Origin of the sequence: Propioniciclava soli, assembly GCF_014858005.1 — a bacterium.
In the GTDB taxonomy this organism is placed as follows: Bacteria; Actinomycetota; Actinomycetes; order Propionibacteriales; family Propionibacteriaceae; genus Propioniciclava; species Propioniciclava soli.
Genome location: NZ_JACYOT010000004.1, coordinates 365,970 through 380,286 on the forward strand (window position 1 = coordinate 365,970; position 14,317 = coordinate 380,286).

12 protein-coding genes are annotated in these 14,317 nt (G+C 73.1%); 5 read left to right on the top strand and 7 right to left on the bottom strand.

The window, feature by feature from the left end; translation table 11 throughout:
* Positions 1 to 23 precede the first annotated feature (23 nt).
* On the top strand, positions 24 to 1,097 hold the full coding sequence (gene mnmA / locus IFY26_RS04450; protein WP_332836144.1) for a tRNA 2-thiouridine(34) synthase MnmA: 1,074 nt from the start codon (positions 24 to 26) through the stop codon (positions 1,095 to 1,097).
* A complete protein-coding gene (locus tag IFY26_RS04455) occupies positions 1,097 to 2,065 on the top strand; it encodes a uroporphyrinogen decarboxylase/cobalamine-independent methonine synthase family protein (RefSeq protein ID WP_232547787.1) in 969 nt (322 codons plus the stop codon). Before mnmA ends, IFY26_RS04455 begins: the two co-directional genes overlap by 1 nt.
* A gap of 51 nt (positions 2,066 to 2,116) precedes the next feature.
* Here IFY26_RS04455 and IFY26_RS04460 read toward each other — a convergent pair whose 3' ends face one another.
* The 5 genes from IFY26_RS04460 to IFY26_RS04480 all read right to left on the bottom strand — a co-directional run bounded on the left by IFY26_RS04460 (position 2,117) and on the right by IFY26_RS04480 (position 7,419).
* Positions 2,117 to 3,379 carry an S-layer homology domain-containing protein gene (locus IFY26_RS04460; protein WP_232547788.1) on the bottom strand — a complete coding sequence of 421 codons (1,263 nt, stop codon included), beginning with the start codon at positions 3,377 to 3,379 and terminating at the stop codon, positions 2,117 to 2,119.
* A gap of 102 nt (positions 3,380 to 3,481) precedes the next feature.
* Complete coding sequence (locus IFY26_RS04465; RefSeq protein WP_232547789.1) at positions 3,482 to 3,808, bottom strand: hypothetical protein; 327 nt, start codon at positions 3,806 to 3,808, stop codon at positions 3,482 to 3,484.
* Positions 3,809 to 3,833: 25 nt separating this feature from the next.
* Positions 3,834 to 4,739: an ATP-grasp domain-containing protein gene (locus IFY26_RS04470; protein WP_232547790.1), complete on the bottom strand. Its 906-nt coding sequence runs from the start codon at positions 4,737 to 4,739 to the stop codon at positions 3,834 to 3,836.
* The gene (locus IFY26_RS04475) at positions 4,736 to 5,452 is read right to left on the bottom strand and encodes a hypothetical protein (protein ID WP_232547791.1); all 717 of its coding nucleotides are present in this window, start codon (positions 5,450 to 5,452) and stop codon (positions 4,736 to 4,738) included. Before IFY26_RS04475 ends, IFY26_RS04470 begins: the two co-directional genes overlap by 4 nt.
* 5 nt (positions 5,453 to 5,457) lie before the next feature.
* On the bottom strand, positions 5,458 to 7,419 hold the full coding sequence (locus tag IFY26_RS04480) for a M6 family metalloprotease domain-containing protein (RefSeq protein WP_232547792.1): 1,962 nt from the start codon (positions 7,417 to 7,419) through the stop codon (positions 5,458 to 5,460).
* A 119-nt stretch (positions 7,420 to 7,538) separates the two neighbouring features.
* Between IFY26_RS04480 and ligA the strand changes: the two genes are divergently transcribed.
* A complete protein-coding gene (ligA, locus tag IFY26_RS04485; RefSeq protein WP_232547793.1) occupies positions 7,539 to 9,578 on the top strand; it encodes an NAD-dependent DNA ligase LigA in 2,040 nt (679 codons plus the stop codon).
* 28 nt (positions 9,579 to 9,606) lie between these two features.
* Positions 9,607 to 9,813 (top strand): hypothetical protein, encoded by a 207-nt coding sequence (locus IFY26_RS04490; protein ID WP_232547794.1) that lies wholly within the window; start codon positions 9,607 to 9,609, stop codon positions 9,811 to 9,813.
* A 121-nt stretch (positions 9,814 to 9,934) separates the two neighbouring features.
* Here the strand turns inward: IFY26_RS04490 and IFY26_RS04495 are convergent, their stop codons facing one another.
* Positions 9,935 to 10,462: a DUF2231 domain-containing protein gene (locus IFY26_RS04495; protein WP_232547795.1), complete on the bottom strand. Its 528-nt coding sequence runs from the start codon at positions 10,460 to 10,462 to the stop codon at positions 9,935 to 9,937.
* A 563-nt stretch (positions 10,463 to 11,025) separates the two neighbouring features.
* Positions 11,026 to 11,661 (bottom strand): ACT domain-containing protein, encoded by a 636-nt coding sequence (locus IFY26_RS04500; protein ID WP_232547796.1) that lies wholly within the window; start codon positions 11,659 to 11,661, stop codon positions 11,026 to 11,028.
* A gap of 170 nt (positions 11,662 to 11,831) precedes the next feature.
* Here IFY26_RS04500 and IFY26_RS04505 point away from each other — a divergent pair, with 170 nt between their 5' ends.
* Positions 11,832 to 14,300 (top strand): glycoside hydrolase family 2 TIM barrel-domain containing protein, encoded by a 2,469-nt coding sequence (locus IFY26_RS04505; protein WP_232547797.1) that lies wholly within the window; start codon positions 11,832 to 11,834, stop codon positions 14,298 to 14,300.
* The last annotated feature ends 17 nt before the right edge of the window (positions 14,301 to 14,317 follow it).

Here is a 14,317-nt window from a genome sequence, read left to right on the forward strand (position 1 = left end):
GGGCGTCCCTACACTGGCTGACCGTGAAGGTACTGGTGGCGATGTCGGGCGGGGTGGACAGCTCCGTGGCGGCGGCGCGTCTCGTGGGGGACGGGCACGAGGTGACCGGCGTCCACCTGGCCCTGAACCGCAATCCGCAGACGTATCGCTCCGGCGCCCGGGGCTGCTGCTCGCTGGAGGACAGCAACGACGCGCTGCGGGTCGCCGACACCCTCGGCATCCCCTTTCACGTCTGGGACCTCTCGGAGCGCTTCGCCGCCGACGTCGTGGCCGACTTCGTCGCCGAGTACGCGGCGGGACGGACGCCGAACCCCTGCCTGCGCTGCAACGAGCGCATCAAGTTCGCCGCCGTCCTCGACCGCGGGCTGGCGCTGGGCTTCGACGCCGTGGCCACCGGGCACTACGCCCGCCTCGAGACGACCGGTGGTGAGACTCGCCTGTACCGGGCCGCCGACGCCGCGAAGGACCAGAGCTACGTGCTCGGCGTCCTCACCCAGGCGCAGCTCGCCCGGTCGTTGTTCCCGCTGTACGGGTCGGTGAAGGCCGACGTGCGGGCCGAGGCCGCCGCGCTGGGGCTGCGCGTGGCCGCGAAGCCCGACAGCCACGACATCTGTTTCATCGCCGACGGCGACACCGCCGGATTCCTGCGGCGCGAGCTCGGGGAGCGACCCGGGCAGATCGTTGACACCGCCGGCGCGGTCGTCGGCGGCCACGACGGCCACCACCAGTTCACCGTCGGCCAGCGCAAGGGCCTGCGCCTCGGCACACCGGCGCCCGACGGGCGTCCGCGCTACGTGCTGGGCATCAGCCCGGTGACCAACACCGTCACCGTGGGGCCGCACGACGCGCTGGCCGTGGCTCACATCGAGGCCATCCGCCCCACGTGGGCGGTGGCCGAGCCCCGGCTGGGCGCGTGGCGCGGCCTGGTGCAGGTGCGCGCGCACGGCGAGCCCATGGCCGCCACCATCGAGGCGGACGCCGACCGCGTCCGGATCACGTTGGACGAGCCTGCCTTCGGCATCGCTCCCGGCCAGGCCGCCGTCACGTACGACGGGGATCTCGTCGTGGGCGCCGCCACGATCGCGGCGGCGGCCTGATGCGCACCTCGGCGATCGGGTCGCTGCCCGGGGTGGATGTGGGTGCGGGCGTCCGGCTCGCGCTGGAGTCCGTGAGCGTGCCGTGGCTGCCGGAGTTCCCCGCGCGTGGGCCGTGGGCGGGCATGATCGGGCGGGGTCTCGGGATCGCGGTCGGCCTCGGCGCCGACGTGGTCGCCGGCGCGTGGCACCTCACCGCAGCGCCCGGTCTCGACCTGCGCCGCGCGCGGGCCGCGCTGCGCGACGACCTCGACCTGCTGGAGGAGAACGCCCAGGGGCTGACCGGCCCCCTCAAGGTGGCCGTCGCGGGGCCGTGGACGCTGGCCGCGTCCGTGCTGCTGCCCCACGGCGGGCGGGTGTTGGGGGATCGGGTGGCGCGCCGCGACGTGGCCCAGGCCCTCGCGGCCGGTGTGGCGGACCTGCGGGCCGACATCGAGCGGCGCCTGCCCGGCGTGGCGGTCGTGCTGCAGGTGGACGAGCCCTCGCTGCCGGCCGTGCTCGCCGGTGCCGTGCCCACGGAGGGGGGCTACTTCCGCCACCGGTCCGTCGAACGGTCCGAGGCCGCCGAGCTGCTGCGCGAGGTGGGGGGCGACGTGCTGCACTGCTGCGCCCCCGGTCTCGACGTGGAGCTGGTGCTCGGCGCGGGCGGGGCCGGTTTCAGCGGCGTCGCCCTCGACCAGAATCACCTGACGCCGGCGACGTGGGACGCCGTCGCCCCCCACCTCGAGGCCGGGCATGACCTGTGGCTCGGCTGCGCGCCGACGCATCCGCCGGTCGCGCCCGCGGCGGACGCCCTCACGCGCCGGGTGCTGCAGGTGCTGCGACCGCTCGAACTGGGGCCGGTGGCCGCCGAGCGGATCGTGCTGACCCCCTCGTGCGGGCTGGCCGGCTGGCCGCCCAGCGAGGTGCCGGCGCTGTTCTCAGCCCTCGCTGTCACCGCGGGGCGGGTCGACGATGAGTTGCGGGGGTGAGGCGTCGCGGTCGCGCGAACACTGGGCGGCCCGCGTCCGTCGTTGGACGGTTCAGCGAGCGTTGACGCGGAAGAGGAAGGCCGCCATGGCGTCGCGCCGGATGGGCTCCAGGGCGCGGAACATGCTGGTGCCGTTGGCCTCGGCCCAGCCCGTGGAGACGCCGGTGGACGCCAGCCACGTCATCTCCGCGTAGAAGTCCTGGCGGGGTGACAGGTCGGTGAACGGGGAGCGCACCGGCACGTCGAACGCCGGACGGCCGGCCCAGCGGTAGAGAAAGACGGCCATGGCGTCCCGCTTGATCGAGGCGTCGGGGCGGAAGGTCCGACGACGGTTCTCGACCCAGCCGGTGGAGATGCCCTCGGCGTACAGCCAGGTGATCTCGCGATAGAAGGGGTGGTTCGGGGCGACGTCGGCGAACGGCGTCGCGGCCGGTGGGGTGAAGGCCGGGCTGCCCGCGGCGCGGTAGAGGAAGGCGGCCATCGCGCCGCGCTCCACCGGTTCCAGGGGGAGGTAGCGCGCGCTGCTGCCGGATCGGTACCCCGTCGAGATGCCGGCCGAGGCCATCCAGGCGATCTCCTTGGCGAACTGCTGCGGTGCGCGGACGTCGATGAAGGCGCTGGTGGCCGGCGGCACGTACGGGTCAGGCCCGCGAACAGTGTTGCCGCAGAAATCCTTGGGGGGTGCCGTGGCGAGCGTGACACTCCATCCGTCACGGCTCGTGGAACTCTCCACGGCGACGCCCAGCTCGCCGTGGTCGACCAGCATCGGCGTGTGGGGGTCGACCGTGGGGAGGACGTAGTCGTGGAAGTGGGAGGCGGCGTGTGTCTGCAGGATCGGCGACCGTTCGAGGCCCGACGGGCAGGCCAGCTTGGCCGAGGACAGGCGCGGGTTGGCGTCCAGGCCACCGAACCACCACGGGCCGGGGCGTTCGGCAGCCGCGCCCGGGTGGGTGCCGTGGGATGTGCCGCACGTCGCCGCGCGATCGACCGCCACGTAGGCCGGCTCCCGGCCCGTCCACGCCCCGACAGCGCCGGTGAAGGCGGTCGCGCGCGGGTCGGTGTCGACCGGCTGGGCCACGACGGGGTCGCCGCCGCCTGCGGGGTGGATCTCAACGGTGACGACGTCGGTGCACCCGTCGGTGCTGCGGGTGGGCACGGTGACCGTGAGCTCGTTCTTGGCTCCCCAGGTGAAGGTGACGGTGTCCGCGGGGGCGCTGGGGTGGGTGGTCGCGGGCGCCGCCGCGGCGGTGGAGGTGGCGAGCGTGAGGCTCGCCACGGTGGCCAGGACGAGGGCGACCGGACGCAGCAGGGGCACAGCAGGAATCCTTCACCGGCGGGATGATCCTGCTGACGCTAACAGCACCGCCCCGGCCTCAGAAAGGCTTACATTTTCACTTGCTGTGCTCGGGGCGACCGATCAGTGGAGAATTGGTCCGTCCGGTGGCGAGAGCGTGGTCGACGCGCCGGGAGCCGCCGCGGGCAGCGCGGCGATCGCACCGCTCCCCACGACCCGCACGACGCCCACGAAGATCCAGCCCACGAGATCGCCCTCGGGCAGGTCGGACGCGTCGACGTTGACCTCGACCTGCCCGCGCGCACCGCTCAGGAGATCCGTCCAGCCGTCGACGGGCTCGGCCGCGGCGGCGTCGAGGGTGAGGACGTCCCAGCGCGCCACGTCGGGGTGCGGCCGTCGCCCGAGCACGGTGCCGCGGAGGCGGGTGCGGTTCTCGATCGGAGCTGTCATCGATCCTCCCGGGTTGGGCGCCGCATCAGACCAGGGCCGGGACGTCAGCGAGGTGCTGCACGATGGCCTCGCTGATCGGTTGCCCGGTGTGCGCCTCGAAGAAACTGTAACCGGGCATGGGGTTGACCTCGAAGCAGGTCGCGTGACCCTCCGGGGCCAGCTTGAGGTCGATGCCGGCGAGGACGAGGCCCAACGCGGCGGCCAGGCGCACGCAGCGCTCGGCGAGCTCGTCCGACAGCTCGCAGGCCGTCAGCTCGGCGGTCAGGCCGTCCCGTTCGGCGTAGCGGTAGTCGACGGCCGGGCTCTCGATGCGGGTCGCGAAGCAGCGCTCACCCACGACGTGCACGCGGACGTCCACGCCCGGCACGCGCGCTTGGAACTGGGTGGGCAGGTGGCGCACCTGCTCCAGCCGCTCGGCCGCCGCCTCGTCCAGCACCCGGACCACCGACCGCACCCCGCTGACCGACTTGAACACCACCGGGCCGACCTCGGCGACGAACGCCCGCACGGCGTCGGGGTCGGTCGTCACCAGGGTACGGGGCACGGCGAACCCCGCCGCCGCGATCAGCTGGGCCTGGTACGGCTTGCTGCCGTTGGAGTGCATGGCGCGGGGCCGGTTCAACACGGTGATCGGGGCGGCGTCCAGCCACGCGACCATCCGGCCGGCGAGCTCGGCCTCGCGGGCCGCGGTCGCGGCGTCCGGGGACGGTAGGGGGGCCAGCGGGCGGGCATAGCACCCGGTCAGGTCGGTCAGGGCGACGCGCCGGCCCGGCAGGCGCACCTGGCCGTGGGTGCCGTCGTCGGCGAGCTCGAATTCGACGCCGGTGAGCTGCTGTTGGTCGACGACCACGTGGTGGACGCCGGCCCGCTCGGCCGCCGCCACGGCGCGGGCCAGCGCCGGGTCGTCGCCATAGCCGTGGAAGCAGATCATGCCGCCACCCCCCGGGCGGCCAGTCGGAGCAGCAGGCCCGCCGCCGCCGCCACGTGCCCCGGCCCCGTCAGGGCGGGGGTGACGCCGGCGTCCACGACGCGCCCGTGGGCGTCGAGCGTCAGCTCGAAGCAGCGTGACGCGGCCTGCTCAGCGAGGTCGCGCGCGAGGGTCGCCTCGGCGTCCGTGGCCGCGCCCACGACTCGGTCGCCGGCCACGAGCACCCGCCGGCTCGCGGGATCGGTGGACACGGCCGCGCCCCGGGCGGCGGCCAGGGCGCGCCACACCGTGGCATCCCACGCGGCCCCCGCCGGGCTGGTGCCCTCGGGCCGGGTGACCACCCGGTCACCCAGGCCCAGCAGCCAACTGCTGAACAGCGCGGCCAGCTCGGTCGCCGCGTACGCCCGGTCGGCGGCGGTTCCGGCGCCGTGGCTCGGCGTGACTGCGGGGCACCGCGACCGGAACCACACGACGCCGACCTGGTCGTCGGCCAGCGATCGGCGGTGCGGCCAGGGCTCGACGTGGGTGCGCGGGGTGCCGTCGGGGTCGACGGTGTGGTGCCAGCGCCCCCGGGCCAGGGCGTCGGTGGGCACCAGCCACACGGTGTGACGCGTGCCGCACCCGGCGGCCAGGGCCACCGCCTGCGCGGTGGCCCTGGCGCCGGTGTCGTCGGCGTCCGCCACGATGGTCACGAGGGGCCGTCGCGTCGTCGGCATGGCGATCAGCCCGCCGCGCCGTCGAACTCGCGCTTGGCGCCGGCGTCCCCGGCCGCCAGGCGCTGCTCCAGCGACGGATCCGCTGGTGAGCCGGAGCCGATGAGATCGGGCCGCAGGTCCGCGCCGATGAACGGCTCCCAGGGCTCGGGAGCCAGCTCACCGAGCAGCGTGGCGACAGCCTCCTCCAGCGCGGCCACGCGGCCGGCCAGGTCGCCGCCGTCGTCGGCACCGCTCACCGCGAGGGGTCGGCCGATCGGGGGAAGCTCGCGGAACTCCTTGCGGGCCTCCTTGATGTCCTTGACGGCCTCCTTGATCTCCTTGCGGCCGTCCTTGGCGTCCTTGGCGGCCTCCTTGACGTCCTTGTGGAGGTCCTTGGCATCCTTGGCGATCTCCTTGAGATCCTTGCGGCCGTCCTTGGCGTCCTTGGCGACCTCCTTGGCGTCCTTGAGGGCATCTTTGATGTCCTTCGCGCGGCTCTTGCCGTCGGGCAGTACATCCTTGCGGAGTTCCTTCCCGTCCTTCAGGGACTCCTTCACCTCCTTCTGGATCTCCTTGGCGTTTTTGACGAACTCCCGAACCGTCACGTCGACGGTCATGGTGGCGCCGGAGGCGCTGACGTTCGCGAGCGACACCAGCGTGTCCGCCCCGGCGTGGGAGCGGGTGCCGGGGGAGCTGTCCTTGGTCACCGTGGTCGTGCCCGACGAGCCCGGGAAAGGATCGCCGGCGTCGCCACGGTTCGCCCCGGTCTCGAGGTGGCGGGCCCCGTCGGCCTGCAGGACGCCGACCTTGTAGTGGTTCTCGTCACGGTTGGTCGACTTGGCGTCGTCGACGTGCCACAGCACGAGCCCGTCGCCGGGCAGGCTCTGGTCGTACCCGGTGCGCTGCCGATTCTCGACGAGAAAGTACTCCTGCCCGGGGGCGCCGTCGCGCCACAACCGGAACACCCCGCCGCCGGACCCGACGGATGCGATGGTGAGCGTGCCGTTGGTGGTGACGTTGGTGACCGGCGCCCAGCCCTGCTGCGCCTTGCACCACGCGCCCGGGTGGGTCGGGATGTCGCCACCGCCGCCCCAGCTGCCCGAACCCATGAGGCACCACTCGCCGACGCCCTCGGAGGAGCCGTCGGTGTCGTACAGATCGGGAAAACCGAACAGCAGGTGGCCCAGCTCGTGGGCCGAGACGCCGATCTTGGCGTCCTCCCCGATGGTGAGGTAGCCGTAGATGCGGGTGCCGTCGGTGGCGTACTCGGCGGGCAGCGTCGACTTGTGCGACCAAATGTCGCCCATGCTGCCCGTCTCCTCGGCGCCGCGGCCGGCGTGGACGACCACGAAGGCGTCCACGTAGCCGTTGCCGTCGTTGTCGTACGGCGCGAAGTTGAGGTCGGCCGTCGCCGCCGCGGCGGCGTCCTGGGCGAGGATCGGCGAACGGAAGTCGGTGCCGTTGCGGCCGATGCCGGCGCCGCCGTTGGCGTACCAGGCGAGGGTGTGGGGCATGCGGTAGGGCCCGACGACCTGACCGGTCAGCGACACCAGGCCGCCGGTGACCTCGGTGAAGTACTCGGTGACGCTGCCGTGGGGCAGCACGCCGGTCGAGAAGAACAGGTCGTTGAGCTGACCGGTGGAGGCCTGCATGGGCTTGTCGGAGAAGTCGACCAGGACGACGGCGGCCCGCACGCTGCCGCGCAGCGGAGCGCGATCGGCCGCGGCGTTGCGGATGGTGGTCTCGGGGGTGCCGGCCGGGAACGCGTCGGGCGGGATGATGACGCCGTCGTTGAAGCCGACGCGGTGCGGGTCACCCTCGAAGGCGATCGGGACGGCGTCGTCGCGCTGGCGGCGGACGCGGTTGCCGAGCTCGCGCGTCCAGCGCTCCCGCAGCTCGGGGCTGGGGGCGATGGCGCACGTGCCGGCGCGCTGGTCGGGTGTCCAGGCGGTGGTGTCGGTGCGGCTGGGGGTGGGCGGGACGGTCATGGTGGCTCCTTCGGGGGTCCGGGGCGGGTGCTCCGGTGGACGTGACGAAGGAGGCGGTGGGCCCCGCGGTGATACGTGGCCGCGCCGAAACGTCGGGGGCGCACGGTAGGTTGCCCAGCGTGACCGATGCGACCCTCCGGACCCGCCACGCCGACCTCGCCCAGCAGATCGGCGAGGCGCGCTTCCAGTACTACGTGCTGGACCGTCCCACGCTCACCGACGCCGCGTTCGACCAGCTCTTCGCCGAGCTCGGGGCCCTGGAGGAGGCCCACCCCGAGCTGCGGACGCCCGACTCGCCCACCCAGCAGGTGGGCGGGGCGGTGTCGGCCACGTTCGCGCCCGTGGAGCACCTGGCGCCGATGATGAGTCTGGACAACGCCCTCTCGGTCGAGGAGCTCGAGCGCTGGTACGGCCGGCTCGGGGGAGCGACCGAGCTGCTGTGCGAGGTGAAGATCGACGGGCTCGCGCTCGACCTGGTCTACCGCGACCGCCGGCTGGTCACCGCGGCGACGCGTGGTGACGGGCGCTTTGGTGAGGACGTGACGGCCAACGCCCGCACGATCGATGCCATCCCGGCGCGGCTCAGCGACGAGGCGCCCGACCTCGTCGAGGTGCGCGGCGAGGTCTACATGCGGCCCGATGACTTCGAGGCGCTCAATGCCTCGCTGCTCGAGGCTGGGCGGGCGCCGTTCGCCAACCCGCGGAACTCCTCCGCTGGGTCGTTGCGGCAGAAGGACCCGCGCGTCACGGCGTCGCGGCGGCTGCGGTTCTACTGCCACGGCCTGGGTGCGCACTCGGGGCCTGACGTGCCGCGCCAGTCCGACGGCTACGACCTGCTGCGCCGCTACGGGTTGCCCGTGAGCCCCCACAACGAGGTCGTCGCCGGCCTGCCCGAGGCCTTGGGCTACATCGAGACCTACGAGCACCGCCGGCACGACCTCGAGCACGAGATGGACGGCGTGGTGCTCAAGGTCAACGACATCGCCCGCCAGCGGGAGCTGGGGTTCACCTCGCGGGCCCCGCGGTGGGCGATCGCGTTCAAGTACCCCCCGGAGGAGGTCAACACCCGGCTGCTCCGCATCGAAGTGAACACCGGCCGCACCGGACGCGTCACGCCCTACGGGGTGATGGAGCCCGTGGTCGTGGCGGGCTCGACGGTGGAGATGGCGACGCTGCACAACGCCCACGAGGTGGAGCGCAAGGACGTGCGTCCCGGCGACACGGTGATCCTGCGCAAGGCCGGCGACGTGATCCCCGAGATCCTCGGCCCCGTGCTGCCCCTGCGCCCCGAGGGACTGCCCGCGTGGGTCATGCCGACGCACTGCCCAAGCTGCGGCACCGAGCTGCGGGAGGAGAAGGAGGGGGACAAGGACCTCCGCTGCCCCAACACGCGTTCGTGCCCCAGCCAGCTGCGCGAGCGCCTGTTCCACGTGGCCTCGCGCGCCGCGCTCGACATCGAGACCCTCGGCTGGCAGGCGGCGGACGCCCTCCTCGCGGCCGAGCTGGTGGCCGACGAGGGCGACCTGTTCTCGCTGACCTCCGACGACCTGCTGCGGTCGGACTTCTTCCGCACCAAGGGCGGCGCGCTGACCGCCAACGGCACCAAGCTGCTGGAGAACCTCGCGGCGGCCCGGACGCGGCCCTGGCCGAAGTTCCTGGTCGCGCTGTCGATCCGCCACATCGGCAAGGGGGTGGCACCCGACGTGGCGCGCGCCTTCCCGAGCGTGGACGCCCTGCGCGCCGCGTCCGCCGAGGAGCTGTCGGCCGTCGACGGCATCGGGCCGACGCTCGCCGCGTCCATCACCGAGTGGTTTGCCGAGGACTGGCACCGGGCCATCGTCGACAAGTGGCAGGCGGCCGGGTGCGTGATGGCGAGCGAAACCGTGGCGGTGGAGGAAGCAGTGGAGCAGACGCTCGCCGGGCTGACGGTGGTGGTCACCGGGGCGGTGCCCGGCTACACCCGCGAGACCGCGCAGGAGGCGATCACCGCCCGCGGCGGGAAGGCCGCGGGGTCGGTGTCGAAGAAGACGTCGGTGTTGGTGGCGGGGGAGACCACCGGGTCGAAGTACGCCAAGGCCGAGACTCTCGGGGTGCCGATCCTGCCCGCCGAGCAGTTCGACGACCTGCTCACCCGCGGCGCGGACGCCGTCGCGTCGTGAGGGTGGGACGACGCGTAGGCTGGGCGCCGTGGAGGGCCTGAATAGCAACCTGAACCTCAACGGCCGCGTCTCCCCGCGGGCGATGCCACGGATCGGCGACTGGGGTCCGGCCGACGTCCCCACGACGCGGCAGAAGAAGCGGCAGCGTTGGTGGGCGATCCTCGTCGCGGTGCTGGTGCTGGCCGCCGTCGTCGCGTTCGGGTACTACGCCTACCTCCAGCTGCGCGGCTTCTGAGCGCTGCGGCGCCGGGGAGAAGCGCGACACGCACACTTCGGCCCCAAACTCCGGCTTGGGAGCCGGAGTTTGGGGCCGAAGTGTGCGTGTCAGCCCGGGGCCGGCGCTGCGGCGCGTCGGCTCAGGCCCCGGGAGCCGTCTGCTCTCGGGCATGCACGAGGTGGCCGCCCAGGAACCCGCCGGCGAGGTAGGCGCCCACGCTGCCGGCGATCAGCAATGTGGGGATGGGGCGTCGTGTTGCCCCGCCGGTGGCAACAGCGGCGAGAGCCAACGTGGTGCCCGCCGCGTTGAGCAGGGCATGGGCCGCGCCGACGCGTCTCGCACCCGCGCCGTACGCCGAGGCGTAGTCGGCGAGCCCTGTCCACGCCGCCGGTACGGCGGACGCGACAGTCAACCCCGCCAGGAGGCGCGCCGACGACGCCTGTGTCTCACCGCCCACGAGTTCCACGACCAGCGCGCTGATCGCGGCGCCGATCGGCAAGTGCACCAGGGCGGGGTGCAGGGGGCTGCCCACGGCGCGTCCGGTGAGTACGTCGAGCAGGGGGCGGGGCAGCTTGGGGGCCACATCTCTCAGGATGGTTGCCGGGGCGTCCAGGCCCTCGGCGTCCTCGACGGCGGCTGCGGCCCGGCCCAACAGGGTGTCATTCATTGCATTCCTCCTCGGGGCAGCCTTGCCCAAGCCGGACCTTGAGACAACCCCCCTTGGGGTGTCCTGTGGGGAGTCAGGTTCCTCCGGGGATCAATCACCCCGACGGCGGTGACATGCACACATGTGGCTCACACTGCGGTTTCGGAACGCTCTACTGCGAGGGTTGGTGAATCGACCGACCCGCGGAGGTGGTCCAGGGCCACGTGGCGCACGCCGGGATCACGTGGCGCAGCGCGGCTCACCTGGAGGGCCGTGCACACCCCGCCACGTGAGCTGCGCTGCGCCAGGTGGAGCGAAGGCGAGCCACGTGATGCCATGGGCGGCCACGTGCCTCCAGGCTGCGTCAGGAGGCACCAGAGTGCGCACGTGACCTGAGCTGTCCTGAGGCGCCGAGGACCCTCGGCGTCTGGGAAGATGCCCGGTCGGGGTCCGCGTCCCTGGCAGCACACCGGCCGTGGAACCCGGCACGACACGCTCACTCGTGGCTCAAACTCCGGCTCCCAAGCCGGAGTTTGAGCCACAAGTGAGCGTGTCGGCGCCCACCCCCCGGCCACCCCCCCGGGTCAGGGGGCGGGCAGCCGCAGGTCGGAGAGCATCGCGAGGTGACGCAGCCGGACCAGCTCGGACTGCCGGAACTCCGGCCCGGGGCGTCCGAGCAGGATGGAGTGCTCACTGCCTCTAAACGGGGTGACCGCCACCGTGTGCTCCCCCCAGTTCGGGATCCACGCGGTGGGCAGGGTGGCGACGTGCGGCGTCCGCAGGTCGCCGAGGTGCGCGTGGTCGAACACCGCCTCGGGCGGGGCCAGCGCAGTGGCCTCCACCACGGCCCCCGAGCGCTCCACCAGCACCGCCCACGTGGCATGGAACACCACGGGTGCCGCGTGCAGCAGGACGTGCTCGGCGCGGTCCGGCTCGGCCACCATGTCCTCCAGGACGTCGGTGTCGGCCGTGAGTCCCCAGTTGTCGGGGTAGGAGGAGACCCACATCACCTCGACATCGGCCAGCCCCGCGCATGCGGTGATCAGCGCCTCCGGGCGCGCATCGGGAGGCAGCGTCAGCATGAAGTCGTCGATGACGTGGCCGGCGCCCTTCTCGATGATCTCGACGGCGTTGATGTCGGCGTGCGCCTCGCCGAGCGCGGTGGCGACCGCCCCCAGCGAACCGGGGCGGTCGGGCAGCATCACGCGGAGCAGGAACACCCCGCCAGTGTGGCCGATGAATCCCAACGCCGCCCGCGGCCCGGCGTGCCGGCGAGCACCTGTAGCGCGATTGGAACACGGCGGTGCGTGTCGCCGGACACCTCACGACAGCGGCTCTCGCACCTAGAATCGGGTGGTCCGCACCGTCGCCGATCCTCCTTGGAGCAACCATGGCTGACCCCGTCTCCCGCGTCCCGCTCAACGACGGCTGGCGAGTCACGACGCCGGCCGGGCCATTCGCCCGCTTCACCGGCGAGCAACCCGAGGTGCGGGACGTGCGCCTGCCGCACGATGCCATGCGCGACGCCGACCGCACCCCGGACGCCCCCTCCGGCGGGTCATCCGGCTATTACCCGGGTGGGGTGTGGCGGTACCTGCGCAGCCTGGACGTGCCCGGTGACTGGGCCGATCGCTTCATCAACGTCACCTTCGACGGCGCCTACGCGGGGGCCCGCGTCTACCTCGACGACGTCCAGCTGGCCCACCGGCCGAGCGGCTACGCGCGCTTCCACGTCGATCTGACGCCGCACCTGCGCCCGGGCCACACCCAGGAACTCCGCGTCGACGTCCGGACCCATCTCGACAGCCGGTGGTACAGCGGGGCCGGGTTGTTCCGCCAGGTGCACCTGACCGTGGCCGGCGGCGTCCACCTCGCCCCGGACGGGGTCACCGTGACCACCCCCGAGGTGGACGACGACCTGGCCGCGGTGGAGGTCGTCGCGCGCGTGGTGAACGACACCCGCTCCGTCCGCGAGGTGCGGCTGCACACCGAGCTGCGGGGCCCCGACGGTGCGGTTCTGGTCGAAGTCACCGAGCCCGTCACGGTCGCTCCCGGCACCCCCGCCGTCGTGCGCCGGCGCCAGTGGATCCGCGATCCGCACCGCTGGTCCCTCGACGACCCGGCCCTGCACACCGCGATCGTCCGCGTCCTCGACGACGAACTCGAGGAGCAGGCCGCCGTTTCCGACGAACTCGCCGTGCGGTTCGGCGTTCGCACGGTGTCGGTGGACCCCTACCGCGGCTTCCGCCTCAACGGGGAGGCGCTCAAGCTGCACGGCACCTGCCTGCACCACGACAACGGGCTGCTCGGCGCAGCGTCCCACCCCGCGGCCGAGCGGCGCCGCGTCCGGCTGCTGAAGGAGGCGGGGTTCAACGCGATCCGCAGCGCGCACAACCCGGCGTCCCAGGTGCTGCTGGACGCCTGCGACGAGGTCGGCATGCTGGTCATGAACGAGGCGTTCGACATGTGGGCGGTGGAGAAGACGCCGTTCGACGCCAGCCGCGACTTCGCGACGTGGTGGGAGCGTGATCTGGCATCGATGGTCGAGGGCTCGGTCAACCACCCCAGCGTGGTGATGTACTCGATCGGCAACGAGATCCTCGAGCTCGGACGCCGCGACGGCCGCCTGCTCGGCCGCGCCCTGGCCGAGCGGACGCGCGCGCTCGACCCGACGCGGCCCGTCACCAACGGCATCCAGATGCTGTTCCTCGTCGACGTCGCCGATCTCATCGCCAAGGCGGGCGGGCTGAACGAGTTCATGGGCGGGCTCACCGACCGCACGGGGGAGGACGGCCAGAACTTCGCCGCCGGCCAGAACGCCGCGGCCACGACGCCGGACGCTGACGCGGCCGTCCACGAGGCGGCGGCCGTGCTCGACGTGATGGGCTACAACTACGCCGAGGACCGCTACGCCTACGATGCCGAACACCACCCGCAGCGGGTGAGCGTCGGCTCGGAGACCTTCCCGACCCGGATCGCCCACAACTGGGACCAGGTGATGGCCCACGACCAGGTGATCGGCGATTTCACCTGGACCGGCTGGGACTACCTGGGCGAGGCCGGCATTGGTGGGCACGCCTACGCCGAGGACGGCGCCGTCGCCCCCTACGGGCTGGGCTACCCGAACCTGCTGGCCGGGTGCGGCGACATCGACATCACGGGGTACCGCAAGACCGTGTCGCACTACCGCGAGATCGCGTTCGGCCTGGCCGACGGCCCGTTCCTGGCGGTGCAGCGCCCGGAGCGCTACCACCACACGCGGCCCCAGCCCAACGCCTGGCAGTGGAGCGACACGGTGGCGAGCTGGTCGTGGCCGGGGTTCGAGGACGCGCCCGTCCGCGTCGAGGTGTACGCGCGGGCCGACGAGGTGGAGCTGCTGCTCGACGGTGAATCGCTCGGCCGCGCGGCCGTGGGGGAGAAGCGGGCCCTGGTGGCGTCCTTCGACACCGTGTGGCGGCCCGGGGAGCTGACGGCGGTGGCTCACACCGACGGCCAGGAGGTGGGGCGCACGACCCTGCGCTCGGCCGGGCCGGTGGCGGAGGTCCGTGCGGACGCCGAACGCGCGGAGCTCCACGGGACCGATGACCTCGGTTACGTCGCCGTCGCGCTCACCGATGCGCAGGGCGAGGTGGTCGTGACCGATCGGCGTCCCGTGTCGGTCGCCGTGGAGGGGCCGGCCGAGCTGGCCGGGTTCGGCACCGGTGCCTGGCGCACCGAGGAACGGTTCGACGCCACGACGTGCACGCCGCACGACGGCCGGGCCCAGGCGATCGTGCGCACCACCGGGCCGGGGACGGTGCGCGTCCGCATCACCGCCGAGGGCCTTCCGGACGCCGTCGCGGAGTTCACCGTGCGCTGACGCCCGCGTATCAGGCC

Excerpts from the sequence above, each read along its gene's own strand:
- IFY26_RS04455 (WP_232547787.1), top strand. The coding sequence starts at position 1,097 with ATGCGCACCTCGGCGATCGGGTCGCTGCCCGGGGTGGATGTGGGTGCG.
- IFY26_RS04465 (WP_232547789.1), bottom strand. The coding sequence starts at position 3,808 with ATGACAGCTCCGATCGAGAACCGCACCCGCCTCCGCGGCACCGTGCTC.
- IFY26_RS04470 (WP_232547790.1), bottom strand. The coding sequence starts at position 4,739 with ATGATCTGCTTCCACGGCTATGGCGACGACCCGGCGCTGGCCCGCGCC.
- IFY26_RS04475 (WP_232547791.1), bottom strand. The coding sequence starts at position 5,452 with ATGCCGACGACGCGACGGCCCCTCGTGACCATCGTGGCGGACGCCGAC.
- IFY26_RS04480 (WP_232547792.1), bottom strand. The coding sequence starts at position 7,419 with ATGACCGTCCCGCCCACCCCCAGCCGCACCGACACCACCGCCTGGACA.
- IFY26_RS04495 (WP_232547795.1), bottom strand. The coding sequence starts at position 10,462 with ATGAATGACACCCTGTTGGGCCGGGCCGCAGCCGCCGTCGAGGACGCC.
- IFY26_RS04505 (WP_232547797.1), top strand. The coding sequence starts at position 11,832 with ATGGCTGACCCCGTCTCCCGCGTCCCGCTCAACGACGGCTGGCGAGTC.